Raw genomic sequence first — 15,255 nt, forward strand, 5'->3', positions numbered from 1 at the left:
CCGGCGCCCCCGCCCTGCGCGCGGGCCCCGGCCGCCTCTTCCTTTCTCCTCTCCGCCTGCTCGGCGGCGCGCGCCCCCCCCCCCCGCCCCCGCGCCGCCCCCCCCCCCCCACCCCCCCCCCACCCCCCCGCCCCCCCCCCCCCCCCCCGCCGGGGCGGCCGCCGACGAGGTGCACGAGATCAAGCTCGACGAGCGGCACTATAGCGGGCTCGAAGGCGCCAAGATCCTGCTGATCGAGAACGACCCGAACGGCTCGGAGGCGATGGCCGCGCTGCTGGAAGGTTGGGGCTGCGACGTCGCGACCACGCGCTCGGCTGCCGATGCGCTGCTGCGCCTCAGCGAGCTCGGCGGTGCGCCGGATGCCGTGATCGCCGATCTGCACCTCGATCACGGCGAGAGCGGCCTGTCGGCCATCGCCGATGTCCGCCAGCATCTGAAGCTCGACACGCCGGCCATGATCATCACCGCCGACTACTCCGACAAGGCTGCAAAGGAAGCGAGCCGCCACGGCCTCGAGGTGCTGAAGAAGCCGATCAAGCCCGCCGAGATGCGGGCGCTGCTGTCGTTCCTGCTGGGCTAGTCCCGCGCGGGTGGATCGGGCTGTGCCCGCTCGCGATGGGCCGTGGGGCTCTCGGCTGCCAGCGTCGCGAAGTCGATCCTGGACATTTCGACGATCGCCTTGGTGCGGCTGAGCACGTTGAGCTTGCGCAGGATCTCGGAGACGTGGACCTTCACCGTGGTCTCCGAAATCGTCAGCTCGTAGGCGATCTGCTTGTTTTGCAGGCCGCGCTGGAGCATTTCGAGCACGCGCAATTGCTGCGGCGTCAGCTCGTGCAGGCGCTTCAGGAGATCCTGCGCGGGGCCGGACGCCCGTTGCGGCCGGGCCCGTCCGCGATAGGCGGCGGGAACACAGACCGAGCCGCGCAGCACCTCGCCGATCGACTGTGCCAGCTCCTGCTTGGACGACGATTTGGGGATGTAGCCGGACACGCCGAGCGACAACGCGCCGGACACGATCTGCCGATCCTGATGTCCGGATACGATGACGACGGGAATTTTTGGAAACGCCTTGCGGATGCGGATGATGCCCGAAAGACCCGTGGTGCCCGGCATCGACAGATCGAGCAGGATCAGGTCGAGTTCGGTGCTCGCCGCGATCTGCTCCAGCGCGCCGTCGATCGACGTCGCCTGAACAATATCGGCCGCGGGCGCCACCATCCGGAGCGCGCCTTCGAGCGCCTCGCGAAACAGCGGATGGTCCTCGACGATCAGAAATCGCATCACGTAAGAGCCATTGTGAAGACCTTGCTGAAGACCTCGCCCAGGAGGCCGCCAGGGCCGGCGTCGAATTGAACGCGTTGAGAATGGCTCGGCACCGCCAAGCCGGCTTGATCCAGGTCAAGAACGACACTGCGCGTCATTGCGACCTGCCGCGATCGGGCCGCGCATAAGGCCGGCTGCGCGGATCGGGCAGCTCCATCTTGCCGATTTCGATGATCGCCTTGTTGCGGCTGAACAGGCCGAGCTTGCGCAGGATCTCGGTGATATGCGCCTTCACCGTGGATTCCGCGAGCTGAAGCTCCTGGGCGATCTGGCGGTTCGGATAGCCGCGACGCAGGAGGTCGAGCACGCGAAGCTGCTGCGGCGTGAGCTCGTGCAGCTTGACCTCGAGCGCCTTGCTGGCCTCGGCCCGCCGCTGCGGCGTCGCCACGAAATCCTTCGGCACCGACACCGACCCGCTCAGCACGCCCTCGATCGATTGCGCCAGCTCACGCTTCGACGTCGACTTGGGCAGATATCCGGCGGCACCCAGCGCCAGCGCCTCGCGGACGACGCGCTGGTCCTCCTCGCTCGACACGATGGCGACCGGCAGGCGCGGAAAGGCCTCGCGCAAGCGCAGAAAGCCGGAGAAGCCGGTCGCGTCCGGCAGCGAAAGATCGAGCAGCGCAAGGTCGATACCCTGCTCGGCCGACAGGATATGCAGCGCATCCGCGATCGACATCGCTTCGAAGATCCGCGCTTCCGGCAAGGCCAGCCGCACCGCATTGCCGAGCGCCTCGCGAAACAGCGGATGATCGTCGATGATCAGGAAGCTGGTCATGGCGCCTTCCCAACACTGCATCGCACGCGCACCTGCCGCGGCGGCGGAAGCGGCACATCCATGCGATCGCCGTCCGGCGCCGGGATGATGCCGGACGGACGCTACCACATCCTCCCGATCGCGCTCGGTCAAGATCGCTCAGTCGTTCGATTCGGATTGGACCGTCAGCAGGAAGGAAAAGATGTGGTCGAACTGATCGTCGGTGAAGACCTCTTTCCAGGCCGGCATACCCTTGGTCGGCCGCCCCTCATGCACGGTGGTCCAGAATTTCTCGCGCATATCGTCACCGTAGCGATGACGCAGCAGCCGCAGGTCGATCTTCCGCTCGCTCTGGATCGCGTCCGGACCGTGGCAGTGCGCACAGGTTCCGTTGAATATCTCCTTGCCCGAACCGACGGCCTCGGTGCCGGGCGCGTCGCCCTTGGTCTCGGTGGCGACCACACTGGCGGTCTGCGTCGCGCCGGGCCCGGCCCCGATGGTCGTTCCCGCCGGCATCGCTGGGGCCGCACCGAAGCGAGCCGGCTGGCCGGTCGGCAAGCCATATTTGACCGCGAGCGCGCCGATCGTGGCCTGAAGCTGCGGCAGGACGGCATCGACGCGATCACGCAGCTCGGTGGATGTCTTCGCAAAGCCGATCGCCGCATCCCATGACAGGCCTTCGCCCTCGGTGAGCTGAATCTGATAGCGATCATTGTAGCTGGTCTTGTTCAGCCAGCCGGCGACCGGGCCCCAGATGAAGGCGACGTCGGCCTTGCCCTGATCGAGCGCCTGCATGCCTTCCTCGGGCGACAGCACCGTCACCATCCGGATGTCGGCGCGGCTCGCGAGCAGGTTTTGCGGCGTGCTGGCGAACTGCACGGCAACACGCTTGCCGTGGAGGCTGTCGAGGCTGTTGAGCACCTGCCCCTTGGCCGCCACGAGGCCATAGCCCTCCTTCGCGACCGTGCCGGAGAAGATCACGGCCGGTCCCATGAAATCCTCGGACCGCGGCAGCCCGATCATGGCGTCGCATTGCTTGCCGAGCAGCGTGACACGCACGGTGCGCTTGCCGAAATAGGATTTGTACCAGTCGTAGGCGACCGGCCGGCCGAGCGCCTGCGCCAGGGCCTGCCCGATCTCGACATAGAAGCCCGGCTGAGACGGATTATCGCTTGAGAATGGAAGATTGGTCGGGTCGGCGCAGAGACGCAGCGGCTGCGCCTCGTCCGCATGCAGCAAGGCGGGAACCACCAGCGCGGCGGCACATGCGAGCAGACCTGCGATGGCGCGATTTCGGCTCGCACCGATGCCAGAACGATTCGGACGCATCCTCGTCTCCCGTAGCTCTTGATTGGGCCGGAGCTCTGTTGAGCCAGGCGCTGCGGCACCAGGCATCGGCCGATGCCGCAGCTCGTGTCAGGAAAAGGCGCGCGCGTATCCCGTCACCTCGAGGATGCGCGCGCGAGTGCTCACTGGACGGAGAACACGAAGAGCGAACCGCCCTCGGGGGCTGCGGCCGTCATCTTCTTTCCTATCTCGCCCAGGAACGCCGGCAGCGCAGCGGTGCGGCCGACGACGATGGCGACATATTGCGTGCCGTCGACCTGATAGGTCACCGGACCTGCGCCGATGCCGGAGCCGAGATTCTTGCTCCACAACACCTTGCCGGACTTCGCATCGATGGCGCGGAAATCGCCATGGATGTTGCCGGCAAACACGAGGCCACCGCCGGTGGTCAGCGTGCCGCCGTTGAAGGGCAGGTCTTCCTTGATCGACCAGACCTTCTTCTGCGCGACCGGGTCCCAGGCCACGAGCTCGCCGAGGAAGCCGCCGGGACCTTCCTTGGTCGGGAATTCGGCGCCGAGATAGAACACACCGCGCTTGTAGGCGACGTCCGAGACCGACCAGTCCATGCAGACGTTGTTGGACGGGATGTAGACGAGACCGGTCTGCGGATTGAACGACATCGGCTGCCAGTTCTTGCCGCCGATCAGGTTCGGGCAGATGTCCTTGGCGGGATGATTCGGCCCGGGACGCTTGTCGGGATCCTCGACCGCGCGCATCGTGGCGACGTCCCACTTCTTGGCCCAGTTGGAGAACACGTATTTCTCCGCCGAAAGCACCTTGCCGGTCTCGCGGTTGGCGACGAAGAAGTAGCCGTTGCGATCCGCCTTCATCAGCGCCGGAACGGTGCTGCCGTCGATCTTCAGATCCGCGAGCACGGCTTCGTTGACGCCGTCATAGTCCCAGGCATCGGCCGGCGTGGTCTGGATGTGCCACTTGATCTTGCCGGTGTTGGGATCGAACGCCACCGTCGAGGCGGTGTAGAGGTTGGTCAGCTTGCCGAAATTGCCGTCGCCGGTCGAGCGCACCGCCGTATTCCAGGGTCCAGGATTGCTGGTGCCCCAATAAACCGTGTCGGTCTTCGGATCGTAGGAGCCGACCAGCCAGGGCGCGCCGCCGCCATGCTGGGCGGAGTCGCCCTTCCAGGTGTCGCCGCCGGGCTCATCCGGCGACGGAACGGTATAGGTCTGCCACAACTGCTTGCCGGTGCCGATGTCGAAGGCCTGGAGCGAGCCGCGTACGCCGTATTCGCCGCCGCCGAACCCGGTGATGACCTTGTCGCGCACGACGAGCGGCGGCGAGGTGATGACCGAACCCTGCTTGTAGTCGACCACCTTCGTCGTCCACAGCGACTTGCCGGTCGCGGCATCGAGCGCCGTCAGCTTGCCGTCGAGGCGACCGACGAAGATCTTGCCGTCGGCATAGGAGACGCCGCGATTGTTCACATCGCAGCAGGCGTATTGCAGCACGTCCTCGGGAATATCGGGCTCGTAGGTCCACTTGCGCGCGCCGGTGGCGGCATCGAGCGCGTAGACATATTTCGGGCCCCAGGAGCTCGAAACGTAGAGCGTGTTGCCGACGACGATCGGCGAGGATTCGTTCGAACGCAGCGACGCCAGCGAGAACGAATAGGCGAGCGTCAGCTTGCCGGCGTTCTCGGTGTTGATCTGCTTCAGCGGGCTGAAGCGCGTGTTGCCGTAGTCGTGGCCGGCAACGGCCCATTGGTTCGAATCGGATTGCGCCTTGAGCAGGGAGTCGTTGGCGCGAACGCCCGGCGTAGCGGCGGCCAGCATCGCAATCATCGAGATGCCAGCCAAGAAGCCCTTCGTTCCAAAGGTCATGTATTCCCTCCGCGGTGTTGTTGTGCACGCCATGTTGGGCGCTTGAGCGCGCTGCGCTCGTGATGCGCAGTTTGTCTGCGAGCCATCGTTCGAAATTACAGCATCGCCGTTTCGCGGTTAGTATAGGCGGAAGGTAGTAGTGCGGATGGTTGGCGAGTTGCGCCGCTCATCTCGTTGTTCAGACTTGCGTCTTGTCCCTGCTTGCAGCTCGAAACGAGCCGTCGGATTTGGGCGCACCGCGACACAATCGGGCCGCTCCCATCCGGCGTCGCGTGCATCGGTCACGATGATGGCGCTACCACCACCGCAAATTTTTCGAAGACGTTCGCGGCAAGTTTTCGCGAGGTCGAGTCGGTCAGCCGCGCGCCGAGATGTGCGAGCTTGCCGCCGGTCTGCGCGTCGGCCTCGTCGTGCAGGATGGTGACGTCGGGCGATCGTTTCCAGCCGGACCGTGGCCCGACCTTGGCAAAGCCCGCGACGCCGCCCGCGCGGCGCCTTCACCGGACCGACCTTCAGCCCCACGGTCGCAGTCCTGGGCGCCCCGGCCGGCGCGGCTCGCCACCGGCATCGGGCCAGCACAGCTGCGGTGCACCGTCACGAACAAAATCAATGACTTAGCTTGCCACCGCCTACTACCAAGATCGCGATTACATTGGCGCAAGCGCGTGCTCCTATTCGTGTCAACGAACAAGACATCAAAGGGAGGCATGACGCGCGAGGACCCCACGTCCAGGACCAGCGCCTCGCACCGGCGGTTGAACCAAGCCCGCCGCTGACGAAGCGCACATCGTTTTCGAAGGCTCCTTGCAAAGTCGCGCCACGCGCTGGCGGCGGCACGGGGTATCGCGACCGAATCGCGCACCGCGGCAACCGTCACGGATGACCTTTCCATGACGCGCCGCCTGTAAAATCCCAGTTGCAAACTTCCGTTCGCGCTGTCTCTAATTGGAATAACTATAAACATTCGGGAGGTACTCACGTGTCTACAGTCAAACTGACGGTGAACGGCAAGGCTGTTGCCGTCGACGTCGAGGACCGCACGCTGCTGGTTCAGCTGCTGCGCGACCACCTCAACCTCACCGGAACCCATGTCGGTTGCGACACCAGCCAGTGCGGTGCCTGCGTCGTCCATATGGACGGCAAGGCGGTCAAATCCTGCACTATGCTGGCGGGACAGGCCGACGGCGCCAGCATCACCACGATCGAAGGCATCGCCAAGGGCGACGAGTTGCACCCGATGCAGGCAGCCTTCCGCGACAATCACGGCCTGCAGTGCGGCTATTGCACGCCGGGCATGATCATGTCGGCCATCGACATCGTGCACCGCTATGGTGGCCAGCTCGACGAGGCCACCGTCCGCCACGAGCTCGAAGGCAATATCTGCCGCTGCACCGGCTACCACAACATCGTCAAAGCCGTACTGGACGCAGCAGGCCGCATGAAGGTCTCGCAGGCGGCCGAGTAATCGGCGCGCCTCGAAACAAAAACCATCGCCGCCGCTTTCGAGGGAAAGCGCGGTCAAGACAAATTCCGGTCGGGAGGACCAGACATGGGTGTTGAAGGCATTGGCGCGCGCGTCGTGCGCAAGGAAGACAAGCGTTTCATTACCGGCAAGGGCCGCTACGTCGACGACATCAAATTGCAGGGCATGACCCATGCCCATTTCATCCGCAGCCCGCACGCGCATGCCAAGGTGAAGGGAATCGATTCCTCCGCCGCGCTGAAGATGCCGGGCGTGGTCGCGGTGCTGACGGGACAGGAGATCGTCGACGACAAGGTCGGCAACCTCATCTGCGGCTGGGCAATCACCTCCAAGGACGGCAGCCCGATGAAGATGGGCGCATGGCCGGCGATGGCGCCGGAGACGGTGCGCTTCGTCGGTCAGGCGGTCGCAGTCGTGATCGCCGAGACCAAAAATCTCGCACGCGACGCGGCCGAAGCCGTGGTCGTGAACTACGAAGAGCTGCCCGCGGTCGCCGACGTTCACGCCGCGATCAAGTCCGGCGCGCCGCAGCTGCATCCCGAAGCTCCCGGCAACCAGGTCTATGACTGGGTGATCGGCGACGAGGGCGCCACCGATGCCGCCTTCGCCAAGGCCGCCAACGTGGTGAAGCTCGACGTCACCAACAACCGTCTCGCGCCGAACGCAATGGAGCCCCGCGCGGCGATTGCCGATTACGATTCGGCGGAAGAGCACTTCACGCTCTACACGACGTCGCAGAATCCCCACGTCGCCCGCCTCGTGCTGTCGGCGTTCTACAACATCGCACCCGAGCACAAGCTGCGCGTGATTGCGCCTGACGTCGGCGGCGGCTTCGGCTCGAAAATCTTCATCTATCCCGAAGAGATGGTGGCGCTGTGGGCCTCGAAGAAAGTCGGCCGTCCCGTGAAATGGACCGGCGACCGGACCGAGGCCTTCCTCACCGATGCGCATGGCCGCGACCACGTCACCCATGCCGAGATGGCCTTCGACGCCAACAACAAGATCACCGGATTGAAGGTGAAGACCTACGCCAATTTCGGCGCCTACATGTCACTGTTCTCGTCCTCGGTCCCGACCTATCTCTACGCGACGCTGCTGTCGGGCCAGTACAACATCCCGGCGATCCATGCCGAGGTGGTCGGGGTCTACACCAACACCACGCCGGTCGACGCCTATCGCGGCGCCGGCCGCCCCGAGGCGAGCTATCTGATCGAACGTCTGATGGAGACGGCGGCGCGGCAGTTGAAGGTCGATCCGGCCGCGTTGCGCCGGACCAACTTCATCACCCAGTTCCCGCACCAGACGCCGGTGATCATGGCTTATGACACCGGCGACTTTAATGCCTCGCTCGATGCCGCGATGAAGGCGATCGACTATGCCGGCTTTGCCGGGCGCAAGGCCAAGGCGAAGGCCGACGGCAAGCTGCGTGGCATCGGCGTGTCCTGCTACATCGAGGCCTGCGGCATCGCGCCGTCGAAGGCCGTCGGCAGCCTGGGCGCCGGCGTCGGTCTTTGGGAGTCCGCCGAAGTCCGCGTCAACCCGGTCGGCACCATCGAGGTGCTGACGGGATCGCACAGCCACGGCCAGGGTCACGAGACCACGTTCTGCCAGCTCGTCGCGGAGCGGCTCGGCGTTCCCATCAGCCAGGTCTCGATCGTCCATGGCGACACCGACAAGGTGCAGTTCGGCATGGGCACCTACGGCTCGCGCTCGGCCGCCGTTGGCCTCACCGCGATCCTGAAAGCCATGGAGAAGATGGAATCCAAGGCCAAGAAGATCGCCGCGCATGCGCTGGAAGCTTCGGAAGGCGACATCGTCATCGAGAACGGCGAGTTCAAGGTGGCCGGAACCGACAAGGCGATCGCCTTCCCGATGGTCGCGCTCGCGGCCTACACCGCGCACAATCTGCCTGACGGGATGGAGCCGGGCCTGAAGGAAAGCGCCTTCTACGACCCGACCAATTTCACCTTCCCGGCCGGCACCTATATCTGCGAGCTCGAGGTCGATCCCGGCACTGGCAAGACGTCTTTCGTCAACTTTGTCGCGGCCGACGATTTCGGCCGGCTGATCAACCCGATGATCGTCGAGGGCCAGGTCCATGGCGGTCTCGTGCAAGGCATCGGACAAGCGTTGCTCGAGCACGCGATCTATGACGCCAGCGGGCAGCCGGTCACGGCCTCGTTCATGGACTACGCCATGCCGCGCGCCGACGACGTTCCCTCGTTCAATCTCTCCCACACCACGACGCTGTGCCCGGGCAATCCGCTCGGCATCAAAGGGTGCGGTGAGGCCGGCGCGATCGGCGCGTCAGCGGCCGTGATCAACGCGATCACGGATGCGATCGGCAAGAACAATCTGGAAATGCCCGCAACCCCGGACCGGGTGTGGCGCACGATCCACGCGGCTTAAGGGAGGAACGAAGATGTACCAGACCGTTTATCATCGCGCGTCCTCGGTCGACGAGGCCGTCAGCCTGTTCTCCAAGAGCAGCGAAGCAAAGTTCCTCGCCGGCGGCCAGACGCTGCTGCCGGTGATGAAGCAACGCCTCGCCAGTCCGTCCGACGTCATCGACCTCGGCAAGATCAAGGAGCTGCAGGGCGTCGAGCTCTCAGGCGACGTGCTGACCATCAAGGCCGGCACGACCTATTTCGACATCATGCAGAATGCCGATGTGAAGAAGGCGATCCCCGCAATCGCCTATCTTACCTCGGTGCTTGGGGACCCCGCCGTGCGCTATCGCGGCACGATCGGCGGCTCGATCGCCAACAACGATCCTGCCGCGGATTTTCCGGCCGCGCTGCTCGCGCTCGGCGCCACCGTGAAGACCAACAAGCGGTCGATTACGGCGGATGACTTCTTCCAGGGCCTGTTCACGACGGCGCTGGAAGACGGCGAGCTCATCACCGCCGTGTCGTTCCCGGTTCCGGCGAAGGCAGGCTACGAAAAGATGCGCCACCCGGCGTCTCGCTTCGCGCTGACCGGCGTGTTCGTCGCGCAGACGAAGTCGGGCGAGGTTCGGGTGGCCGCCACCGGCGCCTCGCAAAGCGGCGTGATGCGGGTCCCGGCCATCGAAACGGCGCTGAAGGCGAATTGGTCGCCGTCGGCGATCGACAGCGTGAGCATTTCGGCGAGCAATCTGCTGGCCGACATCCACGGAACGGCGGAGTACCGCGCCAACCTCATCAAGGTGATGGCGCAGCGCGCGGTGGCTGCCGCTCGCTGATCATCGCGCCTTAGCGCCTCAACACAAATTTTCCGCGGCGCGCACTTCGGTGCGCGCCGTTTTATTTGGCCGTGCGGGTGAAAAGCGCTTGCCTCACTGGCGTGGAGGCGAGAAAAGTTAATCGGCCAATTAACTTGCCCCGCAGAGGAACGCCTCGGCGCTTGCCGACCATCGGCAATATGCGCCTTGGATCCGAGGAAACAAACACGTGCCCGATCAATCAGCCCAAAACTCCTCCGTCCGCACCTCCGGCCCGCTCGCAGGTTTCCGCATCGTTGAATTCGCCGGCATTGGACCAGGCCCGTTCGCCTGCATGATGCTGGCCGACATGGGCGCCGAAATCGTCACGCTCGATCGGGTCGGCGCCAGGAAGAACATGAAGTCGGTCGCAGGCCGCGGCCGCAAGGTGGTCGAGCTCGACCTCAAGGACAAGGCGGCGATCGCGGAGGTGCTCGATCTGCTTGCGAATGCCGACGCACTGGTCGAGGGTTTTCGTCCCGGCGTGATGGAGCGGCTCGGCCTCGGGCCTGACGTGGTGCTCGCGCGCAATCCAAAGCTGGTCTACGGCCGCATGACCGGCTGGGGCCAGCAAGGCCCGCTCGCCAACGCCGCCGGCCACGACATCAACTACATCTCCATCACCGGCGCGCTCGCCGCGATCGGCACGAAGGAAGCGCCGGTGCCGCCGCTCAATTTGGTCGGCGATTTCGGCGGCGGCGCGCTCTACCTCGTGGTCGGCGTGCTCGCGGCGCTGCTGGAGGGCTCGCGGTCAGGCAAGGGCCAGGTCGTCGATGCCGCGATGTGCGACGGCGCGGCATCGCTGATGTCGTTCTTCTTCGACATGACCACGCTCGGCCGCTGGACCGAAGGCCGCAACGAGAACTTCCTTGACGGCGGCGCGCATTTCTACGGCGTCTACGAATGTGCCTGCGGCCATTTCGTCTCGATCGGCTCGATCGAGCCGCAGTTCTACGCGTTGCTGCGCGAACACGCCGGCCTGACCGACGCCGACTTCGACGCGCAGATGGACCGCAAGGCCTGGCCCGCGCTGAAGGAAAAATTGAAGACGGTATTCAAGAGCAAGACGCGCGAGGACTGGTGCAAGATCATGGAAGGCACCGACATCTGCTTTGCGCCGGTGCTGACCATGTCGGAAGCGACCGAGCATCCGCACATGGTCGCCCGCAACGTCTTCGTCGAGCGCCACGGCGTGAAGCAGCCGGCGCCGGCGCCGCGCTTTTCGCGGACGCCATCGGCGGTGCGCGAGCCGGAAGTGGCCGAGATCGGCGCGGTGATGAAGGCGTGGAAGGCGGGGCGTTAAGGCCTCCGCTGTCGCATCACACTCCGGGTCGTCCTGGCGAAAGCCAGGACCCATAGCCACCAAACGTGGTTTGACGAAGACCCGGAGTTACCAGTCCGCCCACCGACCGCTCCATGGGGTAATGGGTCCTGGCTTTCGCCAGGACGACGGCTGTGTTTGACGCTGCGGCGTGCCTATAGGTAGCGCGCCTACGCCGCATCCACCTTCAACACCCCACGCCGGATCTGATCCTCCTCGATCGATTCGAACAGCGCCTTGAAATTGCCCTCGCCGAAACCGTCGTCGCCCTTGCGCTGGATGAACTCGAAGAAGATAGGGCCGATCGCATTGGCCGAGAAGATCTGCAGCAGCACCTTAGTCTGGCCGCCGTCGACCACGCCCTCCCCGTCGATCAGGATGCCGTTTTTCTGAAGCCGCGCGACGTCCTCGCCATGCTTCGGCAGCCGCGCGTCGATCCGCTCGAAATAGGTCGCGGGCGGCGCCGGCATGAAGGGCAGGCCCGCTTCGCGCAAGTCCTCGATGGTGCGGTGGATGTCGCGGCAGCCGCAGGCGATGTGCTGGATGCCTTCGCCGCGATAGATATTCAGATATTCCTCGATCTGGCCGGAATCGCCGGCGTCCTCGTTGATCGGAATCCGGATCTTGCCGTCGGGGCTCGTCAGCGCCCGCGAGAACAGGCCGGAGGCGCGGCCCTCGATGTCGAAGAAGCGGATCTGGCGGAAGTTAAAGAGTTTTTCGTAGAACCCGGTCCAGACATCCATGCGGCCGCGATGGACGTTGTGGGTGAGGTGATCGAGATAGAACAGGCCGGCGCCGGCAGGCCGCGGATCGCGCGCGCCGAGCCATTCGAACTCGCCGTCATAGGCCGAACCCTTGGCGCCGTAGCGATCGACGAAGTAGAGCAGGCTGCCGCCGATGCCCTTGATCGCGGGGACATCGAGCGTCTTCTGCGCGGAGGACACATCCGCAGGTTCGGCGCCGAGTGAAATCGCGCGGTCATAGGCCTTCTTCGCATCGACGACCCGAAACGCCATTGACGGCGCACAGGGGCCGTGCGCGGCGACGAAATCGTGACCGTGAGTGCCGGGCTCCTCGTTGACCAGATAGTTGATATCGCCCTGACGATAAACCGTGATCGTCTTCGTTCTATGGCGCGCGACGGGCGCATAGCCCATCAGCTTGAACAGGGCGTGCAGCTGGTCCGGATCGGGATGCGCATATTCGACGAACTCGAACCCGTCGGTGCCCATCGGATTATCGGCGGTGATCGTGGCCGGCGGTGCATCGTGCGGAAACGGACCCATGCTGCTCTCCCAAATTGCTGTTGAGAGGAACTATCCTTCACGACGCCTGCAATGAGCGTGCAAATGGGACGCTGTTTGGCTATGTTGTGCACGGTCCGTGCATAAAATGGGTAAACCGCGCATGACTTTGGTGGATGCCTTCGACCTCAAGATCCTGGGCGCGCTCCAGGACGACGGCCGCCTCACCAACCAGGAACTGGCCGACCTCGCAGGCCTCTCGGCCTCGCAATGCTCGCGGCGACGGATGCGGCTGGAGGAGGAGAAGGTGATCTCAGGCTATCATGCCGATCTCTCCAGCGAGGCGCTGGGCTTCGGCGTGGTCGCCTTCATCCAGGTGACGCTGGCGACCCACTCACCGGATAACTCGAAACGCTTCCGAACGCTGGTCAATCGAATCGACGAGATCCAGGAGGCCTATTCGCTCACCGGCGACGCCGACTATGTGCTGAAAGCCGTACTGCGCGACCTGAAGGGTCTCTCCAATCTCGTCAACGACGTGCTGATGCCGCACCAGAGCGTGGCGCATGTGCGCTCTTCGATCGTGCTCGACCGGCTGAAGGAAAGCACGCGTCTGCCGCTGAAGGAAATCAAACCCGGCTGAAATCGAGGGAAATCCGGCATTCGCGCTGCGCGCGCGATCTGCGATGATCCCGGCCAATCTGCGGAGACTGAGCCATGGCCCTTCAGCTTCGACCGAACTGCGAATATTGCGACCGCGACCTGCCCCCGAACGCAACCGATGCGCGGATCTGCTCCTATGAATGCACGTTCTGTGCGGACTGCGCGGAGACGAAACTGTCCAACGTGTGCCCGAACTGCGGCGGCGGTTTTGCGCCGCGCCCGATCAGGCCAGTGCAGGAATGGCGACCGGGCGTGTGCACGACGAAGCAGGCGCCGTCGGATAAGCGAGTGCATCTGAAGTACAGCCTGGAGGACGTCGCGGCGCATTGCGCGCGGGTCAAGGACGTACCGCCTGAAATGCGCTGACTTCGTAGGGTGGGCAAAGCGAAGCGTGCCTACCGCGATCGCGGAGAGGAATGGTGGGCACGGCGCTGATGCCCCTTTGCCCACCCTACAAGACCGAGTGTGGGGCGCCCTACTCCGCCGGCAAAACCGTCCCTTCGACCTCACCAAAACCGACGCGATAGCCCTCGCCTTGACACCAGCCGCGCATGACGAGGCTGTCGCCGTCTTCCAGGAACGACCGCTTGATGCCGTCGGGCAATTCGACCGGCTCGGTGCCGTTCCAGCTGATCTCCAGCAGGCTGCCGCGCTGGTTCTTCTCCGGACCGGAAATGGTGCCGCTCCCGAGGAGATCTCCGACATTCATGGCGCAGCCGGAGGAGGCGTGGTGCATCAGCTGCTGCACCGACGACCAGTACATGTACTTAAAATTGGTGCGGCTGATGCCGGCCGGCGCGTTGGCTCCGGCGGCACGCAAGGAGACGTCGAGCTCCACATCATAGTTCTGCGGCTTGCCCTGCTTGAGGTAGTCAAGCGGCACCGGCTCCTGCGCCGGCCCGCTCAGGCGAAACGGCTCCAGCGCCTCGCGCGTCACCACCCACGGGCTGATCGAGGTCGCGAACGCCTTGGCGAGGAACGGGCCAAGCGGCACATATTCCCATTGCTGGATATCGCGCGCGCTCCAGTCGTTGAGTAGCACGAAGCCGAAGATCATCTCCTCGGCCTGCTGCTCAGTGAGCATGCCCCCCATCGGCGAGGGCTGCCCGATCACGACACCCATCTCCAGCTCGAAATCGAGCCGCTTGCAGGGCGCAAAGCTCGGCACCTCGACAGAGGGCGGCTTCAGCTGCCCGCGCGGACGCTTCACCTTGGTGCCCGAGACCACGACGGTCGAGGCACGGCCGTTGTAGGCGATCGGCATGTGCAGCCAGTTCGGCTGCAGCGCATTGTCCTTGCCGCGGAACATGACGCCGACGTTGGTGGCGTGCTCCTTGGACGAATAGAAATCGGTGTAGCCGGAGACTGCGAATGGCAGATGCAGTTTCGCATCGCGCATCGGCACCAGAGCCTGCTTGCGCAGCTCCTCGTTGTCGCGCAGCTCGGGATGATCGTGGCGCAGCAGCTCGCTGATCCGCGCCCGCGTCTTCGCCCAGACCTTTGGTCCCAGCGTCATGAAAGCATTGAGCGACGGCGTCGAGAACACGCCGAGCGGCCCGACGTCGAGCCGCGAATCCTGCTCGAGTTCCCAGAGATCGAGCACATAGTCGCCGATCGCCACGCCGACGCGCTGAGTCGGATTGGCCGCGGTCGAGAACACGCCGTAGGGCAGGTTCTGGATCGGGAAGTCGGAGGCGGGATCGACGTCGATGAAAGAGCGGAGGCTGGGATCGTTGGGGTGGGTTGTCACTTTTTCACTCGGTCCTTTTTCCTTCTCCGCTTGCGGGAGAAGGTGGCATAGGCGGCCTTTGGCCGCCGTTACTTAAGAGAACGCCGAAGCCAAGCTTCGGCTTTGGCGCCGGATGAGGGGTTGTATCTGCGTGTCCGAATGAGAGAGGCTTGTTCGCGGAGACAGACCCCTCACCCGTGGGGGGGCCCCCCCGCGCGGGCCCCCCCCCCCCCCCCCGGGGGGGGGGGGGCGGGGCGGGGGGGGGGTGGGGGGCCCCCGGGGGGGGGCCCGGCCCCCAAAAACCCGGGT

The 15,255-nt window shown here is 64.8% G+C and carries 12 protein-coding genes and 1 pseudogene; 7 read left to right on the plus strand and 6 right to left on the minus strand.

Annotated elements, in window-relative coordinates; translation table 11 throughout:
- Window positions 1-163: 163 nt before the first annotated feature.
- Window positions 164-580 (plus strand): annotated as a pseudogene (locus tag AC0L3A_RS16980) (response regulator); the annotation flags it as partial.
- Here AC0L3A_RS16980 and AC0L3A_RS16985 read toward each other — a convergent pair.
- The 4 genes from AC0L3A_RS16985 to AC0L3A_RS17000 all read right to left on the minus strand — a co-directional run bounded on the left by AC0L3A_RS16985 (window position 577) and on the right by AC0L3A_RS17000 (window position 5,265).
- Window positions 577-1,281, minus strand: a complete 705-nt coding sequence (locus AC0L3A_RS16985; protein ID WP_007599066.1) for a response regulator — start codon at window positions 1,279-1,281, stop codon at window positions 577-579. The pseudogene AC0L3A_RS16980 and the gene AC0L3A_RS16985 sit on opposite strands and share 4 nt — an antisense overlap.
- A gap of 136 nt (window positions 1,282-1,417) precedes the next feature.
- Window positions 1,418-2,101: a response regulator gene (locus AC0L3A_RS16990; RefSeq protein ID WP_035995389.1), complete on the minus strand. Its 684-nt coding sequence runs from the start codon at window positions 2,099-2,101 to the stop codon at window positions 1,418-1,420.
- A 138-nt stretch (window positions 2,102-2,239) separates the two neighbouring features.
- On the minus strand, window positions 2,240-3,409 hold the full coding sequence (locus AC0L3A_RS16995; RefSeq protein WP_007599063.1) for a c-type cytochrome: 1,170 nt from the start codon (window positions 3,407-3,409) through the stop codon (window positions 2,240-2,242).
- A gap of 140 nt (window positions 3,410-3,549) precedes the next feature.
- On the minus strand, window positions 3,550-5,265 hold the full coding sequence (locus tag AC0L3A_RS17000; RefSeq protein ID WP_007599061.1) for a PQQ-dependent methanol/ethanol family dehydrogenase: 1,716 nt from the start codon (window positions 5,263-5,265) through the stop codon (window positions 3,550-3,552).
- 979 nt (window positions 5,266-6,244) lie between these two features.
- Here AC0L3A_RS17000 and AC0L3A_RS17005 point away from each other — a divergent pair.
- The 4 genes from AC0L3A_RS17005 to AC0L3A_RS17020 all read left to right on the plus strand — a co-directional run bounded on the left by AC0L3A_RS17005 (window position 6,245) and on the right by AC0L3A_RS17020 (window position 11,292).
- Entirely contained in the window at window positions 6,245-6,730 is a 486-nt protein-coding gene (locus AC0L3A_RS17005; protein ID WP_007599059.1) for a (2Fe-2S)-binding protein, read from the plus strand.
- Between the two features lie 84 nt (window positions 6,731-6,814).
- Entirely contained in the window at window positions 6,815-9,157 is a 2,343-nt protein-coding gene (locus AC0L3A_RS17010; RefSeq protein WP_007599057.1) for a xanthine dehydrogenase family protein molybdopterin-binding subunit, read from the plus strand.
- Window positions 9,158-9,170: 13 nt separating this feature from the next.
- Complete coding sequence (locus AC0L3A_RS17015; protein ID WP_007599055.1) at window positions 9,171-9,971, plus strand: FAD binding domain-containing protein; 801 nt, start codon at window positions 9,171-9,173, stop codon at window positions 9,969-9,971.
- Window positions 9,972-10,179: 208 nt separating this feature from the next.
- Window positions 10,180-11,292 carry a CaiB/BaiF CoA transferase family protein gene (locus AC0L3A_RS17020; protein ID WP_007599053.1) on the plus strand — a complete coding sequence of 371 codons (1,113 nt, stop codon included), beginning with the start codon at window positions 10,180-10,182 and terminating at the stop codon, window positions 11,290-11,292.
- Window positions 11,293-11,480: 188 nt separating this feature from the next.
- Here AC0L3A_RS17020 and hppD read toward each other — a convergent pair whose 3' ends face one another.
- Window positions 11,481-12,596: a 4-hydroxyphenylpyruvate dioxygenase gene (gene hppD / locus AC0L3A_RS17025; RefSeq protein ID WP_007599051.1), complete on the minus strand. Its 1,116-nt coding sequence runs from the start codon at window positions 12,594-12,596 to the stop codon at window positions 11,481-11,483.
- A 121-nt stretch (window positions 12,597-12,717) separates the two neighbouring features.
- Here hppD and AC0L3A_RS17030 point away from each other — a divergent pair, with 121 nt between their 5' ends.
- Window positions 12,718-13,197, plus strand: coding sequence for an Lrp/AsnC family transcriptional regulator (locus AC0L3A_RS17030; protein WP_007599049.1), 480 nt, complete (start codon window positions 12,718-12,720; stop codon window positions 13,195-13,197).
- 74 nt (window positions 13,198-13,271) lie between these two features.
- A complete protein-coding gene (locus AC0L3A_RS17035; protein ID WP_007599047.1) occupies window positions 13,272-13,583 on the plus strand; it encodes a DUF1272 domain-containing protein in 312 nt (103 codons plus the stop codon).
- A gap of 109 nt (window positions 13,584-13,692) precedes the next feature.
- On the opposite strand, the gene fahA is transcribed toward AC0L3A_RS17035, so the two are convergent.
- A complete protein-coding gene (gene fahA, locus AC0L3A_RS17040) occupies window positions 13,693-14,967 on the minus strand; it encodes a fumarylacetoacetase (protein ID WP_007599046.1) in 1,275 nt (424 codons plus the stop codon).
- Window positions 14,968-15,255: the final 288 nt, after the last annotated feature.

This window comes from Bradyrhizobium sp. MI1.3, from assembly GCF_055811695.1.